The organism is Erwinia papayae (assembly GCF_058241465.1).
In genome coordinates, this window is record NZ_JBZCHT010000002.1 from 22,282 (window position 1) to 41,947 (window position 19,666).

General features: G+C 52.2%; 16 protein-coding genes and 1 pseudogene. 9 read left to right on the forward strand and 8 right to left on the reverse strand.

All coding sequences use genetic code 11. The annotated features are described in order from the left end of the window. Window positions 1-5 precede the first annotated feature (5 nt). The 5 genes from purM (at window position 6) to tehB (ending at window position 6,227) form a co-directional block, all read left to right on the forward strand. Window positions 6-1,046 carry a phosphoribosylformylglycinamidine cyclo-ligase gene (gene purM, locus AC3RPL_RS00170; RefSeq protein WP_367166690.1) on the forward strand — a complete coding sequence of 347 codons (1,041 nt, stop codon included), beginning with the start codon at window positions 6-8 and terminating at the stop codon, window positions 1,044-1,046. Further along, entirely contained in the window at window positions 1,043-1,681 is a 639-nt protein-coding gene (purN, locus tag AC3RPL_RS00175) for a phosphoribosylglycinamide formyltransferase (RefSeq protein ID WP_261639981.1), read from the forward strand. Before purM ends, purN begins: the two co-directional genes overlap by 4 nt. A 344-nt stretch (window positions 1,682-2,025) precedes the next feature. Then, the gene (ppk1, locus tag AC3RPL_RS00180) at window positions 2,026-4,086 is read left to right on the forward strand and encodes a polyphosphate kinase 1 (protein ID WP_034938324.1); all 2,061 of its coding nucleotides are present in this window, start codon (window positions 2,026-2,028) and stop codon (window positions 4,084-4,086) included. 6 nt (window positions 4,087-4,092) lie between these two features. After that, window positions 4,093-5,625, forward strand: a complete 1,533-nt coding sequence (gene ppx, locus AC3RPL_RS00185) for an exopolyphosphatase (RefSeq protein ID WP_261639978.1) — start codon at window positions 4,093-4,095, stop codon at window positions 5,623-5,625. Then, the gene (gene tehB, locus AC3RPL_RS00190) at window positions 5,622-6,227 is read left to right on the forward strand and encodes a tellurite resistance methyltransferase TehB (protein ID WP_490738534.1); all 606 of its coding nucleotides are present in this window, start codon (window positions 5,622-5,624) and stop codon (window positions 6,225-6,227) included. The genes ppx and tehB overlap by 4 nt, the downstream gene beginning before the upstream one ends. Here the strand turns inward: tehB and AC3RPL_RS00195 are convergent. Beyond that, window positions 6,217-8,364: an EAL domain-containing protein gene (locus tag AC3RPL_RS00195; RefSeq protein WP_490738535.1), complete on the reverse strand. Its 2,148-nt coding sequence runs from the start codon at window positions 8,362-8,364 to the stop codon at window positions 6,217-6,219. The two genes, tehB and AC3RPL_RS00195, sit on opposite strands and share 11 nt — an antisense overlap. 398 nt (window positions 8,365-8,762) lie before the next feature. Between AC3RPL_RS00195 and AC3RPL_RS00200 the strand changes: the two genes are divergently transcribed. The 3 genes from AC3RPL_RS00200 (at window position 8,763) to AC3RPL_RS00210 (ending at window position 11,682) form a co-directional block, all read left to right on the forward strand. Then, window positions 8,763-8,930 carry a YfgG family protein gene (locus tag AC3RPL_RS00200; protein WP_437125093.1) on the forward strand — a complete coding sequence of 56 codons (168 nt, stop codon included), beginning with the start codon at window positions 8,763-8,765 and terminating at the stop codon, window positions 8,928-8,930. Window positions 8,931-9,027: 97 nt separating this feature from the next. Then, entirely contained in the window at window positions 9,028-10,518 is a 1,491-nt protein-coding gene (mgtE, locus tag AC3RPL_RS00205) for a magnesium transporter (protein WP_490738536.1), read from the forward strand. Between the two features lie 93 nt (window positions 10,519-10,611). Continuing rightward, the gene (locus tag AC3RPL_RS00210; RefSeq protein ID WP_490738537.1) at window positions 10,612-11,682 is read left to right on the forward strand and encodes a hypothetical protein; all 1,071 of its coding nucleotides are present in this window, start codon (window positions 10,612-10,614) and stop codon (window positions 11,680-11,682) included. Window positions 11,683-11,925: 243 nt separating this feature from the next. Here the strand turns inward: AC3RPL_RS00210 and AC3RPL_RS00215 are convergent, their stop codons facing one another. After that, on the reverse strand, window positions 11,926-12,150 hold the full coding sequence (locus AC3RPL_RS00215) for a putative T6SS immunity periplasmic lipoprotein (protein WP_490738817.1): 225 nt from the start codon (window positions 12,148-12,150) through the stop codon (window positions 11,926-11,928). Continuing rightward, window positions 12,147-12,326 (reverse strand): annotated as a pseudogene (locus AC3RPL_RS00220) (putative T6SS immunity periplasmic lipoprotein); the annotation flags it as partial. The gene AC3RPL_RS00215 and the pseudogene AC3RPL_RS00220, both read right to left, overlap by 4 nt. Before the next feature lie 257 nt (window positions 12,327-12,583). Between AC3RPL_RS00220 and AC3RPL_RS00225 the strand changes: the two are divergent. After that, window positions 12,584-13,087 (forward strand): alcohol dehydrogenase catalytic domain-containing protein, encoded by a 504-nt coding sequence (locus tag AC3RPL_RS00225; RefSeq protein ID WP_490738538.1) that lies wholly within the window; start codon window positions 12,584-12,586, stop codon window positions 13,085-13,087. Window positions 13,088-13,764: 677 nt separating this feature from the next. Here the strand turns inward: AC3RPL_RS00225 and AC3RPL_RS00230 are convergent. The 5 genes from AC3RPL_RS00230 to guaB form a co-directional block, all read right to left on the reverse strand. Beyond that, window positions 13,765-14,331 (reverse strand): hypothetical protein, encoded by a 567-nt coding sequence (locus tag AC3RPL_RS00230; protein ID WP_261639972.1) that lies wholly within the window; start codon window positions 14,329-14,331, stop codon window positions 13,765-13,767. Between the two features lie 4 nt (window positions 14,332-14,335). Then, entirely contained in the window at window positions 14,336-14,629 is a 294-nt protein-coding gene (locus AC3RPL_RS00235; RefSeq protein ID WP_490738539.1) for a hypothetical protein, read from the reverse strand. Further along, window positions 14,626-16,095 (reverse strand): class I SAM-dependent methyltransferase, encoded by a 1,470-nt coding sequence (locus AC3RPL_RS00240; RefSeq protein WP_490738540.1) that lies wholly within the window; start codon window positions 16,093-16,095, stop codon window positions 14,626-14,628. The genes AC3RPL_RS00235 and AC3RPL_RS00240 overlap by 4 nt, the downstream gene beginning before the upstream one ends. 351 nt (window positions 16,096-16,446) lie before the next feature. Continuing rightward, window positions 16,447-18,027, reverse strand: coding sequence for a glutamine-hydrolyzing GMP synthase (gene guaA, locus AC3RPL_RS00245; protein WP_490738541.1), 1,581 nt, complete (start codon window positions 18,025-18,027; stop codon window positions 16,447-16,449). Between the two features lie 78 nt (window positions 18,028-18,105). Then, complete coding sequence (gene guaB / locus AC3RPL_RS00250) at window positions 18,106-19,572, reverse strand: IMP dehydrogenase (protein WP_490738542.1); 1,467 nt, start codon at window positions 19,570-19,572, stop codon at window positions 18,106-18,108. Between the last annotated feature and the right edge of the window lie 94 nt (window positions 19,573-19,666).

Consider the following 19,666-nt stretch of genomic DNA (forward strand, 5'->3'; position numbering starts at 1 on the left):
TCGCAGTGACCGACAAAACCTCTCTCAGTTATAAAGACGCCGGCGTTGATATTGATGCGGGCAACGCTTTAGTCGATCGTATCAAAGGCGTAGTGAAAAAGACCCGCCGCCCGGAAGTGATGGGTGGACTGGGCGGTTTCGGTGCCCTTTGTGCCCTGCCGCAAAAATACCGCGAGCCGGTTCTGGTTTCCGGCACCGACGGCGTCGGCACCAAGCTGCGTCTGGCGATGGATCTGAAGCGCCACGATACCATCGGTATCGACCTGGTTGCGATGTGCGTAAACGATCTGGTGGTCCAGGGTGCCGAACCGCTGTTTTTTCTCGACTACTACGCCACCGGCAAACTGGATGTCGATACGGCGGCCAGCGTGATTACCGGTATTGCTGAAGGATGCTCTCAGTCTGGCTGCGCGCTGGTTGGTGGCGAAACGGCAGAAATGCCCGGCATGTATCACGGAGAAGATTATGACGTGGCTGGTTTCTGTGTCGGCGTGGTGGAAAAATCAGAAATTATCGACGGCAGTAAAGTGCAGGATGGCGACGTACTGATTGCGCTGGGTTCAAGCGGTCCGCACTCTAACGGCTACTCACTGGTACGTAAAATCCTTGAGGTCAGCAACAGCAATCCGGAGTCGGTAATGCTGGAAGGTAAACCGCTTGCAGACCACCTGCTGGCCCCTACCCGCATCTATGTGAAAAACATCCTCAGCCTGATTGAGCAGGTTGATGTCCATGCGATAGCGCATCTCACCGGCGGCGGCTTCTGGGAAAATATTCCACGGGTGCTGCCAGAAAACACCCAGGCGGTACTGGATGAATCCAGCTGGCAGTGGCCGGCGGTCTTTGACTGGATGCAGCAGGCCGGTAACGTCAGCCGCTTTGAGATGTACCGCACCTTTAACTGCGGTGTGGGCATGGTTATCGCTCTCAGCCCATCTGATGCGGACAGAGCCGTGCAGCTGATGCAGGATGCCGGTGAGAAAGCCTGGAAAATTGGGGTGATCAACGCCTCTGACGCCACCGAGCGTGTGGTCATTAATCCATGAAACGTCTGGTAGTGTTGTTGTCCGGCAACGGAAGCAATCTTCAGGCAATTCTGGATGCCTGCCAGCAACAGCGGATCAACGGCAGCGTGGCTGCCGTGTTCAGCAATCAGCCCGCCGCTTATGGCCTTGAGCGTGCGCGCGCTGCCGGTGTGCCCGCGTATGCCCTGCTCCCTGCTGAATTTGCTGACCGGGAGGCCTTCGACGCACAACTGATGCAGGAGATCGATGCCTGTGCCCCCGACCTGGTGGTGCTGGCAGGCTACATGCGTATCCTCAGCCCGGCTTTTGTTGCCCACTTCGCCGGGCGGATGCTGAATATCCACCCTTCTCTGTTACCGAAATATCCCGGCCTGCATACTCACCGTCAGGCTGTCGCCAATGGCGATCGGGAGCACGGTACTTCGGTACATTTCGTCACCGAACAGCTGGATGGTGGCCCGGTGATTTTACAGGCGAAAGTGCCGGTATTTAACGGTGATACAGAGGAAGACGTTAAGGCCCGGGTGCAGCATCAGGAACATGCCATCTACCCACTGGTGGTGAACTGGTTTCTCAGCGGACGTCTGAAGATGCAGGATGATGCAGCCTGGCTGGATGGCAACAGGTTGCCGCCGGAAGGACATGCTCTGGACTGATACCCCGCCACGCGTAACCCTCTCCTGCACGTCACCACCACTTAAGAATGCAGGATGAGTATTTCATCTGAACCCGTTGCCCTTTACGCTGTGTCAGTTTGAAGAGCACAACGATTTTTCAGAAACAATCTGCAACCTTCCAGGGCTGGCACTGACAGCGAAACCGGTTACCCCGCCCTTAATCCATCAGCATTCCACGGTGACAGAACACCGGCACCCGCCCGTAGCCCGTGTGGGGCTGATAAGGCATTCAACAATCGCCGTGGACATTGCTGCCATACTCTCGCCATAATGCTACGGAACAATGACCAGTTTCAGGCAGGTTCTGCTTAAACGGAGTAAAAATGGGTCAGGAAAAACTGTATATCGAAAAAGAGTTGAGCTGGTTATCGTTCAATGAACGCGTGTTACAGGAAGCGGCAGATAAAACCAACCCGCTGATCGAGCGTATGCGTTTTCTGGGCATCTATTCCAATAATCTGGAAGAGTTTTACAAAGTTCGTTTTGCAGATTTAAAACGCCGCATCCTGATTGGTGAAGAACAGGGCTCTCCCAATACCCCACGCCATCTGCTGAAAAAAATTCAGGCCAGGGTACTGAAAGCAGACCAGGAATTTGACGGTCTTTATAACGATCTGCTGTTGGAAATGGCCCGTAATCAGATCTTCCTGATTAATGAACGTCAGCTCTCCCCCAACCAGCAAAGCTGGCTTCGTCATCACTTTAAACACCATCTGCGCCAACATATCACGCCGATTCTGATCAACCACGACACCGATCTGATTGAGTTTCTCAAAGACGATTACACCTACCTGGCGGTGGAGATCATTCGGGGTGAAGAGATTCGTTATGCGTTGCTGGAGATCCCTTCCGATAAAGTGCCGCGTTTTATCAATCTGCCGCCGGAAACCCCTCGCAGACGCAAACCAATGATTCTGCTGGACAATATTTTGCGTTATTGTTTGGGCGATATTTTTCGTGGCTTCTTTGATTATGATGCGCTGAACGCCTACTCAATGAAGATGACCCGCGATGCTGAATATGATCTGGTTACCGAAATGGAATCCAGCCTGCTGGAGCTGATGTCTTCCAGTCTGAAACAGCGCCTGACGGCGGAACCGGTACGTTTTGTCTACCAACGCGACATGCCGGACGCGATGGTATCCATGCTCAGCCAGAAGCTGAATATCTCTAATTATGATTCCATCGTACCCGGTGGCCGTTATCATAACTTCAAGGATTTCATCAGCTTTCCCAATGTGGGAAAAGCGAATCTGGTTAACAGACCGCTGCCTCAGTTACGCCATATCTGGTTTGATCGCTTTCGTAACGGCTTTGACGCCATCCGTAACCGCGATGTGCTGCTTTATTACCCTTATCACACCTTTGAGCATGTGCTGGAGCTGTTACGCCAGGCGTCGTTCGACCCAGCGGTGCTGGCGATCAAAATTAACATCTACCGGGTGGCAAAAAACTCGCGCATTATTGATGCCATGATCCACGCGGCTTACAACGGTAAAAAAGTCACCGTAGTGGTCGAGCTTCAGGCGCGCTTTGATGAAGAAGCAAATATTCACTGGGCAAAACGGCTGACTGAGGCCGGCGTGCACGTTATCTTTTCCGCACCCGGCCTTAAAATTCACGCCAAGCTGTTTCTGATTTCCCGTCGCGAAAATGATGAGATCGTCCGCTACGCTCATATTGGCACCGGCAACTTTAATGAGAAAACGGCCAGGATATACACCGATTATTCGCTGCTCACCGCCGATGCACGTATCACTAATGAAGTGCGTCGCGTGTTTAATTTTATCGAAAATCCCTACCGCCCGGTGCACTTTGAACATCTGATGGTTTCACCACAAAACTCACGCCAGATGCTCTATCAACTTATTGATACGGAAATTGCCAATGCGCAGCAGGGCATTCCTTCAGGCATCACTCTGAAGGTCAATAACCTGGTGGATAAAGGGCTGGTTGACCGGCTTTATACCGCTTCAAGCGTTGGTGTTAAGGTCAATTTGCTGATCCGTGGTATGTGTTCACTAATCCCCAATCTGGAAGGCATCAGCGAAAATATTCGCGTTATCAGTATTGTGGATCGCTATCTTGAGCACGATCGCGTCTACGTTTTTGAAAATGCCGGTGACAGTAAGGTATTTCTCTCCTCTGCCGACTGGATGACGCGCAATATCGACTACCGGATTGAAGTCGCCGTCTCGATTCTTGACCCCATTCTGAAACGCCGGGTGCTGGATATCATTGCCATTCTGTTCAGTGATACCCTGAAGGCACGCTTCGTGGATAAAGAACTCAGCAATCGTTATGTACCACGCGGCAACCGTCGTAAGGTACGCGCGCAGCTGGCTATTTACGATTACATCAAATCTCTGGAACAACCTGACTAACTCACTATGCCAATATCCCAGAAAAAAATGCCTAAACCGCAGGAATTTGCCGCGATCGATTTAGGTTCGAACAGTTTTCACATGGTGATTGCCAGGGTGGTCGATGGTGCCATGCAGGTGCTCGGCAGGTTGAAACAGCGAGTACACCTGGCTGACGGTCTGGACTACAACAACATCCTGAGTGAAGAAGCCATTCAGCGTGGTCTTGCCTGTCTGGCTCTGTTTGCCGAACGTTTACAGGGCTTCAGTCCCGCCAACGTCACCATTGTTGGCACCCACACGCTGCGCCAGGCGATCAACGCTGAGGAGTTTCTGCAACGTGCCGCCGAAGTCATCCCCTACCCGATTGAAGTCATTTCTGGCCATGAAGAAGCGCGCCTGATCTTTATGGGCGTCGAGCATACCCAGCCGGAAAAAGGCCGTAAGCTGGTGATCGATATCGGTGGCGGTTCGACTGAAATGGTCATTGGTGAAGATTTTGAGCCTCGCCTGGTGGAGAGCCGCCGCATGGGCTGCGTCAGTTTTGCGAACCTCTATTTTCCTGGCGGCGTAATCAGTAAAGAGAACTTTCGCCGGGCGCGGCTGGCGGCCAGACAGAAGCTGGAAACGCTGGCATGGCAGTATCGCCTGATGGGTTGGCAATATGCTCTGGGTGCCTCCGGAACCATAAAAGCCGCCTGTGAAGTTCTGCTGGCGATGGGCGAAAAAGAAAAGTTAATCACCCCTGAACGGCTGGATAAGCTCTACGATGAAGCCATCAAACACAAATCCTTTGATGCGTTGAGCCTGCCGGGACTGTCTGATGAGCGCAAGGCGGTGTTTATTCCGGGGCTGGCTATCCTTTGCGGGGTGTTTGATGCGCTGGCTATCCGGGAACTGCGCCTGTCTGATGGCGCACTGCGCGAAGGGGTGCTGTATGAAATGGAAGGCCGTTTTCGTCATCAGGATATCCGCAGCCGGACGGCGCAAAGCCTTGCTAACCACTACGCTATCGACAGTGACCAGGCCCGGCGCGTGCTTGAGACGACCGAGCTGCTTTATGCGCAGTGGCGCGAGCAGAATCCGAAACAGGCTAACCCTCAGCTCTCTGCCCTGCTGAAATGGGCGGCGATGTTACATGAGGTTGGGCTGACTATTAACCACAGCGGTCTGCAACGTCACTCGTCCTACATTCTGCAAAATACCAATCTGCCCGGCTTCAACCAGGACCAGCAGACGTTGCTGGCCACGCTGGTGCGCTACCACCGCAAGGCAATAAAGGTTGACGACATGCCGCGCCTGACGCTGTTCAAAAAGAAACAGTTTCTGCCGCTGGTATTTTTATTGCGCCTGGGTGCGCTGCTTAATAATCAGCGTCAGGCCACCACCACCCCCTCTTCACTGCAACTGGAAACCGACGACGGCCACTGGACGCTCACCTTTCCTCGTGACTATTTCAGCCAGAATAACCTGGTGCAGCTCGATCTGGAGCGTGAGCAGAGTTACTGGAAAGAGGTGACCGGCTGGCAGTTGAAAATTCAGGAACAAACTGACGAATGAATGCCAGAGCAGATAATTACTACACGGAAAAATATCGGCTGACCGCCACGCACTCTGAAGTGGTGGAAGCGGTACGACAGATGGTTCCCGGACGGGCTTTAGACCTGGGTTGCGGTAATGGCCGCAATGCGCTGTATCTTAATCTGAAAGGGTTTGAGGTGAGCGCCTGGGATTGCAACCGAGACAGCCTGGCTCGCCTTGAGCAGATTATCAGGGATGAAGGGCTGAGCAGCATCACCACCGCAGAAAAAGATCTCAATAACCTGCGTTTTAACGGCGCATGGGAGCTGGTTATTTCAACGGTGGTGATGATGTTTCTGCAACCGGCCACCATCCCACAACTGATTGCCGATATGCAGGCCAGTACGGTTCGCGGCGGCTACAACCTGATTGTTGCCGCCATGGATACCCCGGACAGTCCCTGTCATGTCGGCTTCCCGTTTACCTTTAAATCCGGGGAGTTGAGCGCATATTACCGAAACTGGCATATTCTGAAGTACAACGAAGAGTTTGGTCAGTTGCACCGCACCGATGAGCATGGCAATCGTATCTCCATGCGCTTTGCGACTTTACTGGCGCAAAAAGAGCTGGTCAAAGACTGATGCCCTGATAATTTTTGTCCGATTTATCTGGGTTCTCACCGGTCAGGTCTTCCAGACTGAAGGGCTGGCCAAAAAGTGGCCCCTGCAAGTAATCCACTCCCAGCTTGCGTAACACACCGGCGACTTCCTCAGTCGCCACGCATTTCGCCACCACCTGCATGTTCCTCAGTCTGGCAAGCGCACAGATTGATTCAATAATCTGGTTGTCGAGGCTGTTGTTCGCCATGTTGCAGACAAAGTTGCCGTCAATGGTCAGCATGTCAACCTGTACATCCTTCAGACTGGCGAAACTGGAGTAACCGCTGCCAAAATTATTAATCGCCACCCGGCTTCCCTGCTGTCGCAGTTGGGCTATGGAACTGTTTCCCCAGCTGTAGTCGGTGAGAATGGGTGATTCTGCCAGCACCAGAATCAGCTGCCATGCTTCGACATCGAACTGCGCTAACAACGCTTTTACCTCGCCCGCCAGTTTGGGTCGACACAAACTGGCAGTATACAAATTGACTGAGACCCGCAGCCCCGGCATGGTTTCCCGATGTCGGTCAATAAAAGCCAGCGTGGTAGCGATAACCCACCGGTTGATCGCCCAGTGCAAACCAAACTCATTGATCACCATAAAGAGTTCAGCGGGCTGCACCAGGCCGCCATTACGGTCCGGCATCCGCAGCGTGATTTCGTAATAATCATCACCCCGAATACCACAGTTTTTTTGCGCCATCAGCAGGAAACCATTCGTCCTCAGCGCCAGCTGGATCTCATCTAACAATGCGATCTTTTTGGTGATCTGGTGCTGCACCGGCAGGTTGATATTTTGTTGCAGGTTTTCTGCCATTCCACTGGTCAGCGAGACTTCTGCCATACGTCCCATTTCCCCCAGCAATTCATAAAGGTGCAATACGGGTGGACGGACGCAGCAATAACTGACACCCAACTGAGTATGGATGGGCAGGCCATTCCAGCTCAGGTGATAGTCTTTCAGCCTGGCCGCAATGTTTTCGATTCTTGCCGTATGCTCCCTGTCAGTCAGGCGCATAACCAGATCGAATCCCGGCAGTTGATAAACCTCCTCCCCCGGAAGTAACTCAGGCTTGAGATAGTTTGCCAGCCCACGTTTGTACTGAATGCGCACCCGTAAACCGTATGTCCGGGTGAGACGATCAAGATCGGGAATACTGATAAAACAGAGCGTGGAACATGGATGGCTGCTCAGTGCATTATTCAGCGCCCGAAGATTGGGCAAGTTCATGACGGAATCATTCAAGGCTGCCGCCCTGACTCTGGCGATGGTACGCCGCTGTCGTGAACTGATGACGGAGATAAACAAAATGCTCAGGCTGAACACCAACAGATTGGCCGACAGCACCGATAAATATCGGGGATCAACAGATATATTTATAAAACGTTCGTGGAGCTGATACAGGACAATCAATAGTATCCCCCAACTGAGCGAAGTAAACAGATAACCAAAACGCACCGCCGCCCAAAGCATCAACGGCAGCAGTAAGGGTAGGCCGTAGTCGGTGTTCAGCAGATTATGCTGAGGTTCACTGACGCGGGTCAGCGCCACCAGAAAAAAAACGATCACACCCCACCAGAGCAGATACTCCATCAGCCTGACATTGGGGGAAGACTGAGACCTGATGCGCAGGTAACAGAGATAAATAAATCGCGGGTTACGAAGGCTGCGAATAAATAGATAGCAGATTTGAATCATGGTCAGACAGGTCAGCTGTAAGGACTGCAAATTGACCAGCGCATGCAGGGAAAAAGGCTCACGCGAGAAGACGGACTGGTATAAGGGCAGCAAACCAAGAGAGGTCATCAGTTGCATCAGCGAGGTCAGCAGGGTGGGAACAAAAAAAACCAGCCAGAATAAACGTGCCGGCATCACCTCCAGATTGCCATAATCCACACGCCATCTGCGCAACGTCTGCAAGCGATAACCCGTCCAGCCACACAGCAGAGTCAGAAGGAATATGCCAACGATTATGATCGCCTGCATCATATCGTAACGGAAAAAATAGCTGCTGCTCAGACTAAGAATAATGCCCGGAACAGCTCTCCAGTCAAATACCAGCAGCATCGCTACCATCAGAGCCAGCGGGAAATAGATCAGGTAGAAATAGCCGTCCGACATCCATAGCCTCACCGACAGGCATTAACAACAGAGGCAAAAGTAAAGCTAATCCCCAATTACTTCGGGAAAAACGGTTAAGCCATAGGGAGAGGTTCATTGAGCTATTTACAGGTTTTCTGAACTGGGTATACCCAAACAAGGGTGGGTGTTCAGGCATGACCAGATGGATAGTGCGCAATACTAAGCATAATGAGCTTATATAATTTGACTTAAGTCAATAACAGGTTTTTTTCTTTTGGAATGCCGGCTGTTCAGCCATCATTTATAATTGGCAATCTATCCTTCGTCAGCCATGTTGACAGACGGCTGGCGGTTGACATTGACCCATTAGTCAAGCTGTGACTAAATGGCACTCTCGCCTTCAGGCTAATTTCGGGATTAACTGCGTGAACCACGCTATGCCATTCAAAAAACGTAAAACAACCAGCCGGATGACCCGCATTATATTACTGGTAAGCTTTATCATCTTACTGGGGCGACTGATTTATGTTGTGCCCGGTGCTATCGCTCACCATCAACAGAAAAAGCAGGATATCGCCGCCCCCGTTACCGCCAGCAAAGAGTGAGGTTGACGGTCAGCATGTCTCACCTGGTTGTACGTGTCAGCGCAACCTTTTTTGTTTCACCTGATTTAAATCATACTTAAACCTGCTCCGCCAGCTGGTGGGACAGCCTCTAACTCCAGCGGCAGCCTTCGCAGGCACAAGGGAATTTTTTATGTCTGTCATTCACTCACACGCCCAGCAACTCTCTGAAATCCGTGCCCGTATTCTTAATCTGTTGCTTAACGACAGTGACCTCGTTGATACCCTGCTACAACGGTCTCCTGAAAAGAGTGAAACCGACAGCAAAGCACACGAGCAACACATTAAGGAGATAAAAAGCTATATCACCCTGCTTCATGCGGCTGACCTCGCAGACCTGCTGGAGGCACTGCCCGGGGATGAACGCCTGGCGTTGTGGCAGCTTATCGGGACCCGGCGGCGTGGTATGGTGCTGGTTGAAGCCTCAGAGAGTGTCTGGGAAAGTCTGACCGAAGAGATGAGCGACCGCGACCTGCTACGGGCGATTGAACCCCTGGATATCGACGATCAGGTTTACCTTGCCAGATATTTGTCACGTGACTTAACCGGTCGGCTGCTGACATCGCTTGAGCCTGCACAGCGCTCTCGCGTGCTTGAAGTGATGGACATTGACCGCGATCGGGTGGGTCGCATCATGGACTTCAAGCTGGTGACCATGCCTGGTGATGTCTCACTGGCGACCGTCCAACGCTACCTGCGTCGAAAAAAATCAATTCCTGACGGCACCGATAAGCTGTTTATTACCGATGAAAACAATATGTTGCTGGGCGAACTGTCACTGACCGATATTCTGCTTAACCAGCCAGAAATGTTGGTTGCAGAAGCAATGAATGATATGCCGGTGACATTCCGGATCGATGATAAAGCTGAAAACGCGGCGGGCGCGTTTGAGCGCTACAATCTGATTTCTGCTGCGGTAATCGATGCCAAAGGCAAATTGATGGGCCGGGTTACCGTGGAAGACGTCATCGACCTGGTCAACGAAGAGAATGACAGCAACATCCGTAAGATGGGCGGGGTGAATCCCGACGAAGATGTGTTTGCGCCGGTACAAAAAGCCGTAAAAACCCGCTGGACATGGCTGGCAATTAACCTGTGTACCGCATTTGTCGCATCCAGGGTGATAGGTTTGTTTGAAGATACAATCTCCCAACTGGTGGCGCTGGCAACATTGATGCCCATCGTTGCCGGTATTGGCGGCAATACCGGTAATCAGACCATTACCATGATTGTACGGGCGCTGGCACTGCATCAGGTTGAGCCCGGCAATTTTACCTTTCTGATTGCCCGCGAGCTGGGCGTGGCGTTGATCAACGGCCTGTTCTGGGGAGGGATTATGGGGGGCGTCACCTGGGCAATGTATGGCAATCCGTCACTGGGCGGTGTGATGATGCTGGCAATGATGCTGAACCTGCTGTTGGCTGCGTTGATGGGGGTGCTGATCCCGCTGATTATGATCAAACTTAAACGCGACCCGGCGGTCGGTTCCAGCGTGCTGATTACCGCACTGACCGACACGGGGGGCTTCTTTATTTTCCTTGGCCTTGCCACTCTTTTTCTGCTGCATTAAGAGAACCGCGCCATTTAACGGGGCAACCGCATTTTTGTGCCATGTTGACTCGCTGTCAGCAAGGCCATTGTGCTTATCTTTGAAGGTATTAACATGCGCGAAAACTTCAGCCAGGATACGATTGCAAAACTCGCTGCACGAGCTGGCTATGTCTGTTCCTTTCCGGGTTGTCATATTTCGACGTCCGGCCCTTCACTGGAGTCTGCCACTCAGACAGCCAATACCGGGAATGCGGCGCATATTTGTGCCGCATCGCAGGGAAAAGGCGCACGCAGACGCCTGGATATTTCCAGATTCGACAAAAGTCTGTTGTCAGACTACAGCAACGGCATCTGGATGTGCGAAACCCATGCCAAAACCATCGATACCGATGAGGTACGTTTTACGGTGGAGATGCTGAATCGCTGGCGCGAACTGGCAGAACTTCGTGCGCACTTACAGCAGACAATCAAAAGCCCGCTTTGTGATTTTCTGCACAAGGGAAATGAGGTTCCGCTGGCACAGGTTAACCGATCGGTTATGCAAAACGACCTCGCTGCCATATCTGAAATCTGCGACGCAGTCGAGCTCAGTTATATTTTTGACGTCTGGGGTAAAGATGTTGGCATTGCCATCAGGGACATCGCCGCTGAATTACTGATTAATGCCTTCAGGCATGGCGGCGCAACTGAATTCAAAATTGATATTAATTCCGATCGGGTATTGATCAGGAGCGATGACAGGCCGTTCAGTTTTGAACAGTTACTCACCGATCCGCAATGTCATGGAGGACAGCAGGCTGCCGCATCGCTGATGAAGCGAGGTGACCGTCTGGTGACTGCATATCGCCGGGAAAATAACACTAACATTCTGGAAATTACCTTTATTACCTCGCAGGAACAGATCATTAAGAGCAACAGTTGTGCCATCAGCTTCACCGACTTCTTTTCAGATCTGTCGCGTCGTAGTGAGCTACCCGATGTCTATATCAGTTGCGAAACCATCTATATTGTTGCGCCTTCGGGTTTTCATATTATTCCCAGCACAGGGCTTGAAATGGGCAGGCATTTAAAGGAGCTGGCGCAAACCGGTAAGAAAATGGTGTTAATTTGCTCCAGAACCTCAGAGGATGTTATCTCAAAGCTGGAGTCTTTCGTTCCGGGCCTTGAGGTCAGGCAGATTTGAAGCGCCGTAGCCAGAGCGATACAGCCCCTTCAGTCATCTGTATAAGAGAACAAGGTGACCCGTTTACCGGTCACCTCTCAGCCGCCCGGGTGGAGTGAGGTAACCATCCATTGATGACTAAACAGCGGTGATAAAAGCAGGCTGACGTAGTTTCAGCTCTTGTTTTCGAGCTGGAGTAATGATCGCAGCGTTTATATTCTGAGACAGCCACTTCCTGCCACGAAGGCAGAAGGATTTATCTTATCAACAGATAAACTCGCTGAGAGACCAGTTAATATCCACCACCTCTAACGTCTCTTTATCCCGCCATAAATAAAATGTCACACTATAGCTATTTCCGCTTCTGGCAACTTCACCTTCTCGTATTGAATTAACGGAAAAAACATATTTCTTACCATCCTCGAATTCAAAACAAAAAACAGGAACACATTTATCTGAATATATTTCAACAGCATTTTCGCTGTAAATTCCTTATCTAAAAAATGCTTACCATTACCGATTTCCTTAATGGTCAATGACGATATTTTTTCTCCCTCAGAATCAGGTAATTTGACACATACCTGATTATCAACGGTTGTGATATCAGCACGATGAATTTCTGACCGTGGATCATTTATGTGACAGGATGTGATAAGTAAAACCAAAAAAATTCGCCTATGATTTTCATCTTATCGCCCTCTTATAAAATTGATGGGAGTAATATTTTTCTGTACAAAGACAGCGTATTACCATCCAACTCCCCCTGATAACCAGCCTGATGGCCGATTTCTTTTTTCAATCCATTTACACCATAAGTCTTTAACAAAAAATAATCAGCAATGCTCGTCAACAATTAAAATTGAATACTCACCACAGACCTCATTTAATAACCGTTTTATACAACCTTTGTAAGGCTCCTGAAATGCGTAACGATGCCATCTGCTACAACGAGTTTGGTGTGCCAGAAAAAATCATGCAACTGGAGAACAGAGACTTCAAACCCTACAGGCAGGGTGTGTTGCGAGTGAAAATGCTCTTTTCACCGGTTAATGCTTCCGATCTTATTCCGGTGACGGGTGATTATCATCACCGGATCACACTTCCCATGGTTGCAGGTTATGAAGGAGTCGGTTATGTCACAGCAGCACCGGACTCCCACAGGTATCTCACAGGGCAGCGAGTATTACCGCTGCGTGGAGAAGGGACATGGCAAACACTGGTCGACTGCCCTGTTGAATACGCAATTCCTGTAGCCGAAGAGATCAGTAACGAACTGGCAGCGCGGGCATATATCAACCCCGTTGCCGCATTAATGATGCTACGTCTGTATCCTCCTGCTGACAGACATATACTCCTGACCGCTGCCGCTTCAGATTGCGCACTCCTGCTCGGACAATGGGCGCTTCGCTTCGGCGCAAAAAGGTAACAGGGATTCATCGGTCACCGCTTCACGCGAAAAGATTGAGTGAATGCGGCATTATCCCTGTCTCACAACACGACAGTGCAGCGGTGCAAAAAGCTATTGCAGCTTCCGATCTGGTTTTTGATGCTGTAGGTGGAGAACTTGCTGAAATTATCTTGCAATAACTTGTCTCGTCCGCAACGTTCGTTTGCTATGGATTGTTATCCGGCAAATCTTTCCGCCAGCGAGATCGTTTCCCGACCGTTCACTGGTTCCACATTCGAAATCACCTGAATAATGTTGATGTGATTCAATGGCATGCCATGTTCAGGGATATATGGAAACTGATGAAATCAAGCTATTACAGTGAAGTGGTAAAATTTCCCTTCGACCACTGGGAAAGCGCAATAAATTTTTACCGCCATTCAGGGCGTCAGGCTAAACCGCTTTTACAATGGGGATATCTCCCGAATATCTGAGTCGACTTTCGCTGTCCGGACGTCATCGTTCTTCAGTTTGTTTTTTAACCGCTCTGAATTCGCTGCATTTGGGGACAATAATCACCTCGGTGGAAAGGCCCGGTCCGCTAACCCGATCTGCCTTTCACTGGCACCATCCTCCTTACAAAGAGCAGAGTTCCAATATCTACGTGTGTGGTGCAGGCGGCCTGAACAGAATATTGTCGGGCCACTTAACTCAATTCAGGCCACCGTTTTAATCCACGTCCTGGGCGAAATTAACTTAGCGATCTCAATGTTGTAAATCTCATGCCCTGGTCGGATTTTGTAGTTAGCATGAACCGATTCTCCGGCACCGTAGTAGCGAGCTTGCTGCAGAAAGCTCTCGCGGCTGATACCACCCAACAACCACATACGTCGCTTTGCAAGCTCGTAGGTCATGAAGAAGAACTGGTCGATGGGTTCCTCCGCATGGCGAGCCGTAATCTGAGCGGTATAATCCTCACGGGGCGGGACTTTGCGTTTCACCGTCTTGACGCCGACGCGAACGTTCAGTGCCGTCACGAAATCAGGCTTACCGGCCGCATCGTCCAGCACCCACTCAAAGTCCTGGATGCCCTCATGCTTAAACCACGAGTTAAAAACCATCTCGCCCAGGTCACCCACCCATCGTTCATCAGTAGTCGCCTCGGTGTAGATGTTTCCATACTGACGATCACGTTCGGCCCGCATTCGCCTGGCCCGCTCTTCATGTTCTGGTGCTATCAAAAGAGAAATCCAGCCTTGCGGATGGATTTGGCTGTTTGCCATTGCCTCAGTCCCCCGCCGGACACGGCCCGGGGAAGCGGACGCCGTTGAAGTGAATTAAGTCGCACGCTGCAATTTCAACCTCGATACGGGGCCGTTCACGCACTTTGGCAGAGCGGGCAACCAGGGTTTCACGCTCTGCCAGATAAGCAACAAGACTGTCGTGCCGGGCATGGGCTTCGAAGCTGCTGGGCAGGGCCAGAAGGCGAAGAGCCGAGCGCTCGTTATGCTGCGCCTTCGGTAGTTCGCAGGACATAATGATTTGCTGCGCGGCCTCAATGTAATCGTTCTTATCTTTCATACCGTCAGGGTCCCCAGCTTGCTATCGATCAGGTCTTGCGTGAGCGTTCCTTGCTGCATGGCCCACTCGCCAAGCTCGGTCAGGGTGTCACGGCTCGGGTACTTCATCAGCCTGAGATCGGTTGCGTTGACCTGCGTATGGCCGTTGAAGCGCCGGAAGTGCTCATCAACGGCTGTCGTATTCAGGAACACGGTCAGCCCGCGGGCCAGTGCCTCGGGCAGACCGCCTTTATTCTCGTGAAACAGGTTCATGTGGTTTTCGAAGCCCAGCACCGCATGATCGCCAAAGGCAGCAGGATCAATGAGGCTCGCCACTACGCGGCGTCTTTCCTCCTTCGATGAGAAACGGCGCACCACGCAATAGAACCCATTTGGGTAAAGCCATTTTTCCGTCTCGTTATTTCTCATGATCGCGTTGGACTTCTTCAAGCCCGGTATGGGCCAGAGGGAGCCTGTCATGCTCAGGTGCCCGGGGTAAATCAGGGGCACGGTGCCCGGCTCTGGCATATCTCGCAGATGCGCTTTCAGACGGAAATCAACTACCGGTCCGGTCGATACCTTCACGCCAATATCGGCCAGCGAATAGCGCACGGCAGGTGACAGTTCGATAGCGCTTTTCTCAGTCGTGGTCGGCACATGAATAAATCGTTCCGGGTCATCCGGAAATATGATCCGGTCGAACGGATGTTGGTGGGTGGTCAGGTCGGAAAAGCTGTCATCGGTGGAAGTTGAAATCGTGACCGACTCCTGCAGCCCACCACGCTCCAGACGGATAATGATGTTTTCCTGCAGCACCTCGTCATCACTGAAAACTTTGTTGCGCGACTGAAACAGATGCATGTGACGGATCGCTGCCCGCGCAAGGATGAAATCACGAAACGGGCGGTAATACGGCCCATTGCAAAAGCTGCGTGGGATGATGGCAACGATCTGCCCCCCTGGCGCTGCCTCGCCCACGGCAAGTGCGACAAAAGCGGAATAAAGGTTCACTGTTTCTATGCCGACACTGCGCAATGCCAGCCGATGAGCTGACTGGCTGTTGATCTTCTTATACGGCGGATTGAGGATCGCATGGGTATAGCCTCGATCCTTCAGCCCCTCAGCAGTAGCCAGCTTAATGTAATCTCCCGCGATGATGCGGGGCTTCACATCACTGTATCCGCCTAAGTGCTGCGCAAGATGGCTGCACAGGTTCTCGTCGACCTCACAGGCCGTCGCCTCAACCGACTTAAAGCTAAACTCCCCCGTCCCGCAACGATCAAGAAAGGCACAAGACAGAGCGCCTACCCCCGCACCAGCATCCAGCAGACGGCAGATCTGCTGGGTGCTGGGTGGGAACAACGATGCCATGAAGCGGGCCACGCTCGAAGGCGTCATGAACTGGCCAAATTCGGCTTTATGTTTCTGCGCGGTACGAGGTGCTACCTTGCGGCGCACGCTGTCTGCAGTCTCCAGCTGCTGGGTCATGCAAATTCCTCATTGGCGCGGCGTAATAACGCCAACGTGCTTGTTAAGGGTGGTTCGGTACAGGCCATAGCGGCGGACTACCTTGATCACCTGAATATCTGGTCACACAACAGGGTTGTGATCTCGCGAACCTGGTGCGCGTCTGACTTCGATTTCTGGCCACCGGCATGGTATTGAGTACCAGACATGGCATCAGCTTCAAATCGTACCCTCTACCATGCCACAGAAACGGGGTGCCTGGTGATGCGAAAATTTGCCAGACAGCGCCAGACCAGGCATTAAAAAAGCCCGCATTAATGCGGACTTAGTTTGTTTAATGCTGATTAGTGCCGGTCTTAGCCAGAGGAAAAATCATTCCCACTCAATCGTCGCTGGCGGCTTACCGCTGATGTCATACACCACGCGGGAAATGCCGTCGATCTCATTGATAATACGGTTAGAGACGCGGCCCAGAAACTCATAGGGCAGATGCGCCCAGTGCGCAGTCATAAAGTCGATGGTTTCCACCGCGCGCAATGACACCACCCAGTCGTATTTGCGTCCATCGCCCATCACCCCGACCGAACGCACCGGAAGGAAGACGGTGAATGCCTGGCTGACTTTGTCATACAGCTCCGCTTTGCGCAGCTCCTCGATAAAAATGGCATCGGCACGGCGCAGCAGATCGCAATACTCTTTTTTCACTTCACCCAGCACGCGTACGCCCAGCCCCGGCCCCGGGAACGGATGGCGGAACAACATGTCGTAAGGCAGCCCCAGCTCCAGACCAATCTTACGCACCTCATCTTTGAACAGCTCTTTCAGCGGCTCAACCAGGCCCAGCTTCATCTCTTTTGGCAGACCGCCAACATTGTGATGCGATTTGATTACGTGTGCTTTACCGGTGGCAGAGGCCGCAGACTCAATCACATCCGGATAGATTGTCCCCTGTGCCAGCCAGGAAACGTCCGTCAGCCGGGTGGCCTGCTCATCAAAGACCTCGACAAATACCCGCCCGATGGTTTTGCGCTTGGCTTCCGGTTCGTCAATACCGGCCAGCGCATCAAGGAAACGCGCCTCGGCAGGAACGTGAACAATGTTCAGACCAAAATGATCGCCAAACATATCCATTACCTGCTCGGCTTCGTTCAGGCGCAGCAGACCGTTATCGACAAAGACACAGGTCAGGCGATCGCCAATCGCACGGTGCAGAAGCATTGCCGTCACCGAAGAATCCACCCCGCCTGACAGGCCGAGGATCACTTTATCATTGCCCACCTGCTCACGCAGACGCTCCACCGCATCTTCGATAATTTTTGCCGGTGTCCACAGGGCTTCGCACTGGCAGATATCGCGCACAAAGCGTTCCAGCAAACGCAGCCCCTGACGGGTATGAGTCACTTCCGGATGGAACTGGACGCCATACAGACGCTTTTCTTCGTTGGCCATAATGGCAAACGGACAGGTTTCAGTGCTGGCCACGGTAACGAATCCCGCCGGGATCCCCGTGACTTTATCGCCGTGGCTCATCCACACGTCCAGTAGCGGCTTGCCTGCGGCGCTGAGAGAGTCTTCGATATCGCGGGTCAGCACACTTTCGACGCCGACTTCAACCTGCGCGTAGCCAAACTCACGCTCGCTGGAGCCAGAAACTTTACCGCCCAGTTGCAGTGCCATGGTCTGCATTCCGTAGCACACACCCAACACCGGAATACCGGCATTGAATACGTATTCTGGCGCACGCGGGCTGTTAAGTTCAGTGGTACTTTCCGGGCCACCAGAGAGAATAATGCCATTCGGGTTGAACTGGCGAATCTGCTCTTCCGTGACGTCCCACGCCCACAGCTCACAGTAAACGCCCAGCTCACGCACACGGCGAGCAACCAGTTGCGTATACTGCGAACCAAAATCGAGGATCAGTATGCGGTGTTTATGAATGTTTTCCGTCGTCATTGGGTATTCCAGAGCAATAACACATTGAGGGTTCAGGATTAAAACGCCCGGCAGTGCCGGGCATATAAGCAGGGGTTATCAGGAACCCATACGGTAGTTCGGCGACTCTTTGGTGATGGTCACGTCATGGACGTGGCTTTCCGAAATACCGGCACCGCTGATACGGACAAATTCCGCTTTGGTGCGCAGGTCGTCGATAGTACCACAGCCGGTCAGGCCCATACAGGAACGCAGGCCACCCATCTGCTGGTGAACGATCTCTTTCAGACGCCCTTTATAGGCCACTCGCCCTTCGATCCCTTCCGGAACCAGCTTGTCAGCCGCATTATCAGTCTGGAAATAGCGGTCAGAGGAGCCTTTCGACATCGCGCCCAGCGAGCCCATACCGCGATAAGATTTGAAGGAGCGTCCCTGATAAAGTTCGATCTCACCCGGCGACTCCTCCGTACCCGCCAGCATGGAACCCACCATCACCGCAGATGCGCCCGCCGCAATCGCTTTGGCAATATCACCGGAGAAACGAATACCGCCATCAGCGATAACCGGAATGCCGGTGCCTTTCAGTGCGCTGACAGCATCAGCCACCGCAGTGATTTGTGGTACACCCACGCCCGTTACAATACGGGTGGTACAGATAGAACCCGGGCCAATACCGACTTTCACCGCGCTCACTCCGGCTTCGACCAGTGCCAGCGCACCGGCCGCCGTTGCCACGTTACCGCCCACAATTTGCAAATCGGGGTATTTGGCACGCGTTTCACGAATACGTTGCAATACCCCTTCGGAATGACCATGAGAGGAGTCGATCAGCAACACATCCACGCCTGCCGCCACCAGCGCATCGACGCGCTCTTCGTTACCGGCTCCTGCGCCCACCGCCGCACCGACACGCAGACGGCCATGCTCATCTTTACAGGCGTTTGGCTTACGCTCGGCTTTCTGGAAATCTTTCACGGTGATCATGCCCAGCAGATGAAAGCTTTCATCCACTACAAGCGCTTTTTCAACGCGCTTTTCATGCATTTTCTGCAACACGACTTCGCGCGCTTCACCTTCATGCACGGTGACCAGTCGCTCTTTTGGCGTCATCACGGCGGAAACAGGTTGGTTCATATCGGTAACGAAACGCACGTCACGACCGGTGATGATGCCCACCAGCTCATTGTCGCCATTGACCACCGGGTAACCGGCAAAACCATTCTGCTCAGTCAGGCGCTGAACTTCGCTCAGGGTCGTGGTGGGCAGCACGGTTTGCGGGTCGGTCACCACGCCGCTTTCATGTTTTTTCACCTTGCGAACTTCTTCCGCCTGGCGTTCAACCGACATATTTTTATGAATAAAACCCAGACCGCCTTCCTGCGCCAGAGCAATAGCCAGACCGGCTTCGGTGACGGTGTCCATTGCAGCAGAGAGCATGGGGATATTCAGACGGATGGTTTTGGTAAGCTGGGTGCTGAGGTCGGCGGGGTTGGGCAGAACGGTCGAATGAGCGGGAACGAGCATAACGTCGTCAAATGTCAGGGCTTCTTTAGCGATTCTTAGCATGGCAATATCTCAACCTCAGGGTGAATGAGAACATATAAAATATTGCCGCGGCATTATACAGGCCGTAACCGATTGCCTCCAGCTTTATTTCTGA

Excerpts from the sequence above, each read along its gene's own strand:
- purN (WP_261639981.1), top strand. The coding sequence starts at position 1,043 with ATGAAACGTCTGGTAGTGTTGTTGTCCGGCAACGGAAGCAATCTTCAG.
- ppk1 (WP_034938324.1), top strand. The coding sequence starts at position 2,026 with ATGGGTCAGGAAAAACTGTATATCGAAAAAGAGTTGAGCTGGTTATCG.
- ppx (WP_261639978.1), top strand. The coding sequence starts at position 4,093 with ATGCCAATATCCCAGAAAAAAATGCCTAAACCGCAGGAATTTGCCGCG.
- tehB (WP_490738534.1), top strand. The coding sequence starts at position 5,622 with ATGAATGCCAGAGCAGATAATTACTACACGGAAAAATATCGGCTGACC.
- AC3RPL_RS00195 (WP_490738535.1), bottom strand. The coding sequence starts at position 8,364 with ATGTCGGACGGCTATTTCTACCTGATCTATTTCCCGCTGGCTCTGATG.
- AC3RPL_RS00200 (WP_437125093.1), top strand. The coding sequence starts at position 8,763 with ATGCCATTCAAAAAACGTAAAACAACCAGCCGGATGACCCGCATTATA.
- AC3RPL_RS00210 (WP_490738537.1), top strand. The coding sequence starts at position 10,612 with ATGCGCGAAAACTTCAGCCAGGATACGATTGCAAAACTCGCTGCACGA.
- AC3RPL_RS00225 (WP_490738538.1), top strand. The coding sequence starts at position 12,584 with ATGCGTAACGATGCCATCTGCTACAACGAGTTTGGTGTGCCAGAAAAA.
- AC3RPL_RS00230 (WP_261639972.1), bottom strand. The coding sequence starts at position 14,331 with ATGGCAAACAGCCAAATCCATCCGCAAGGCTGGATTTCTCTTTTGATA.
- AC3RPL_RS00235 (WP_490738539.1), bottom strand. The coding sequence starts at position 14,629 with ATGAAAGATAAGAACGATTACATTGAGGCCGCGCAGCAAATCATTATG.
- AC3RPL_RS00240 (WP_490738540.1), bottom strand. The coding sequence starts at position 16,095 with ATGACCCAGCAGCTGGAGACTGCAGACAGCGTGCGCCGCAAGGTAGCA.
- guaA (WP_490738541.1), bottom strand. The coding sequence starts at position 18,027 with ATGACGACGGAAAACATTCATAAACACCGCATACTGATCCTCGATTTT.
- guaB (WP_490738542.1), bottom strand. The coding sequence starts at position 19,572 with ATGCTAAGAATCGCTAAAGAAGCCCTGACATTTGACGACGTTATGCTC.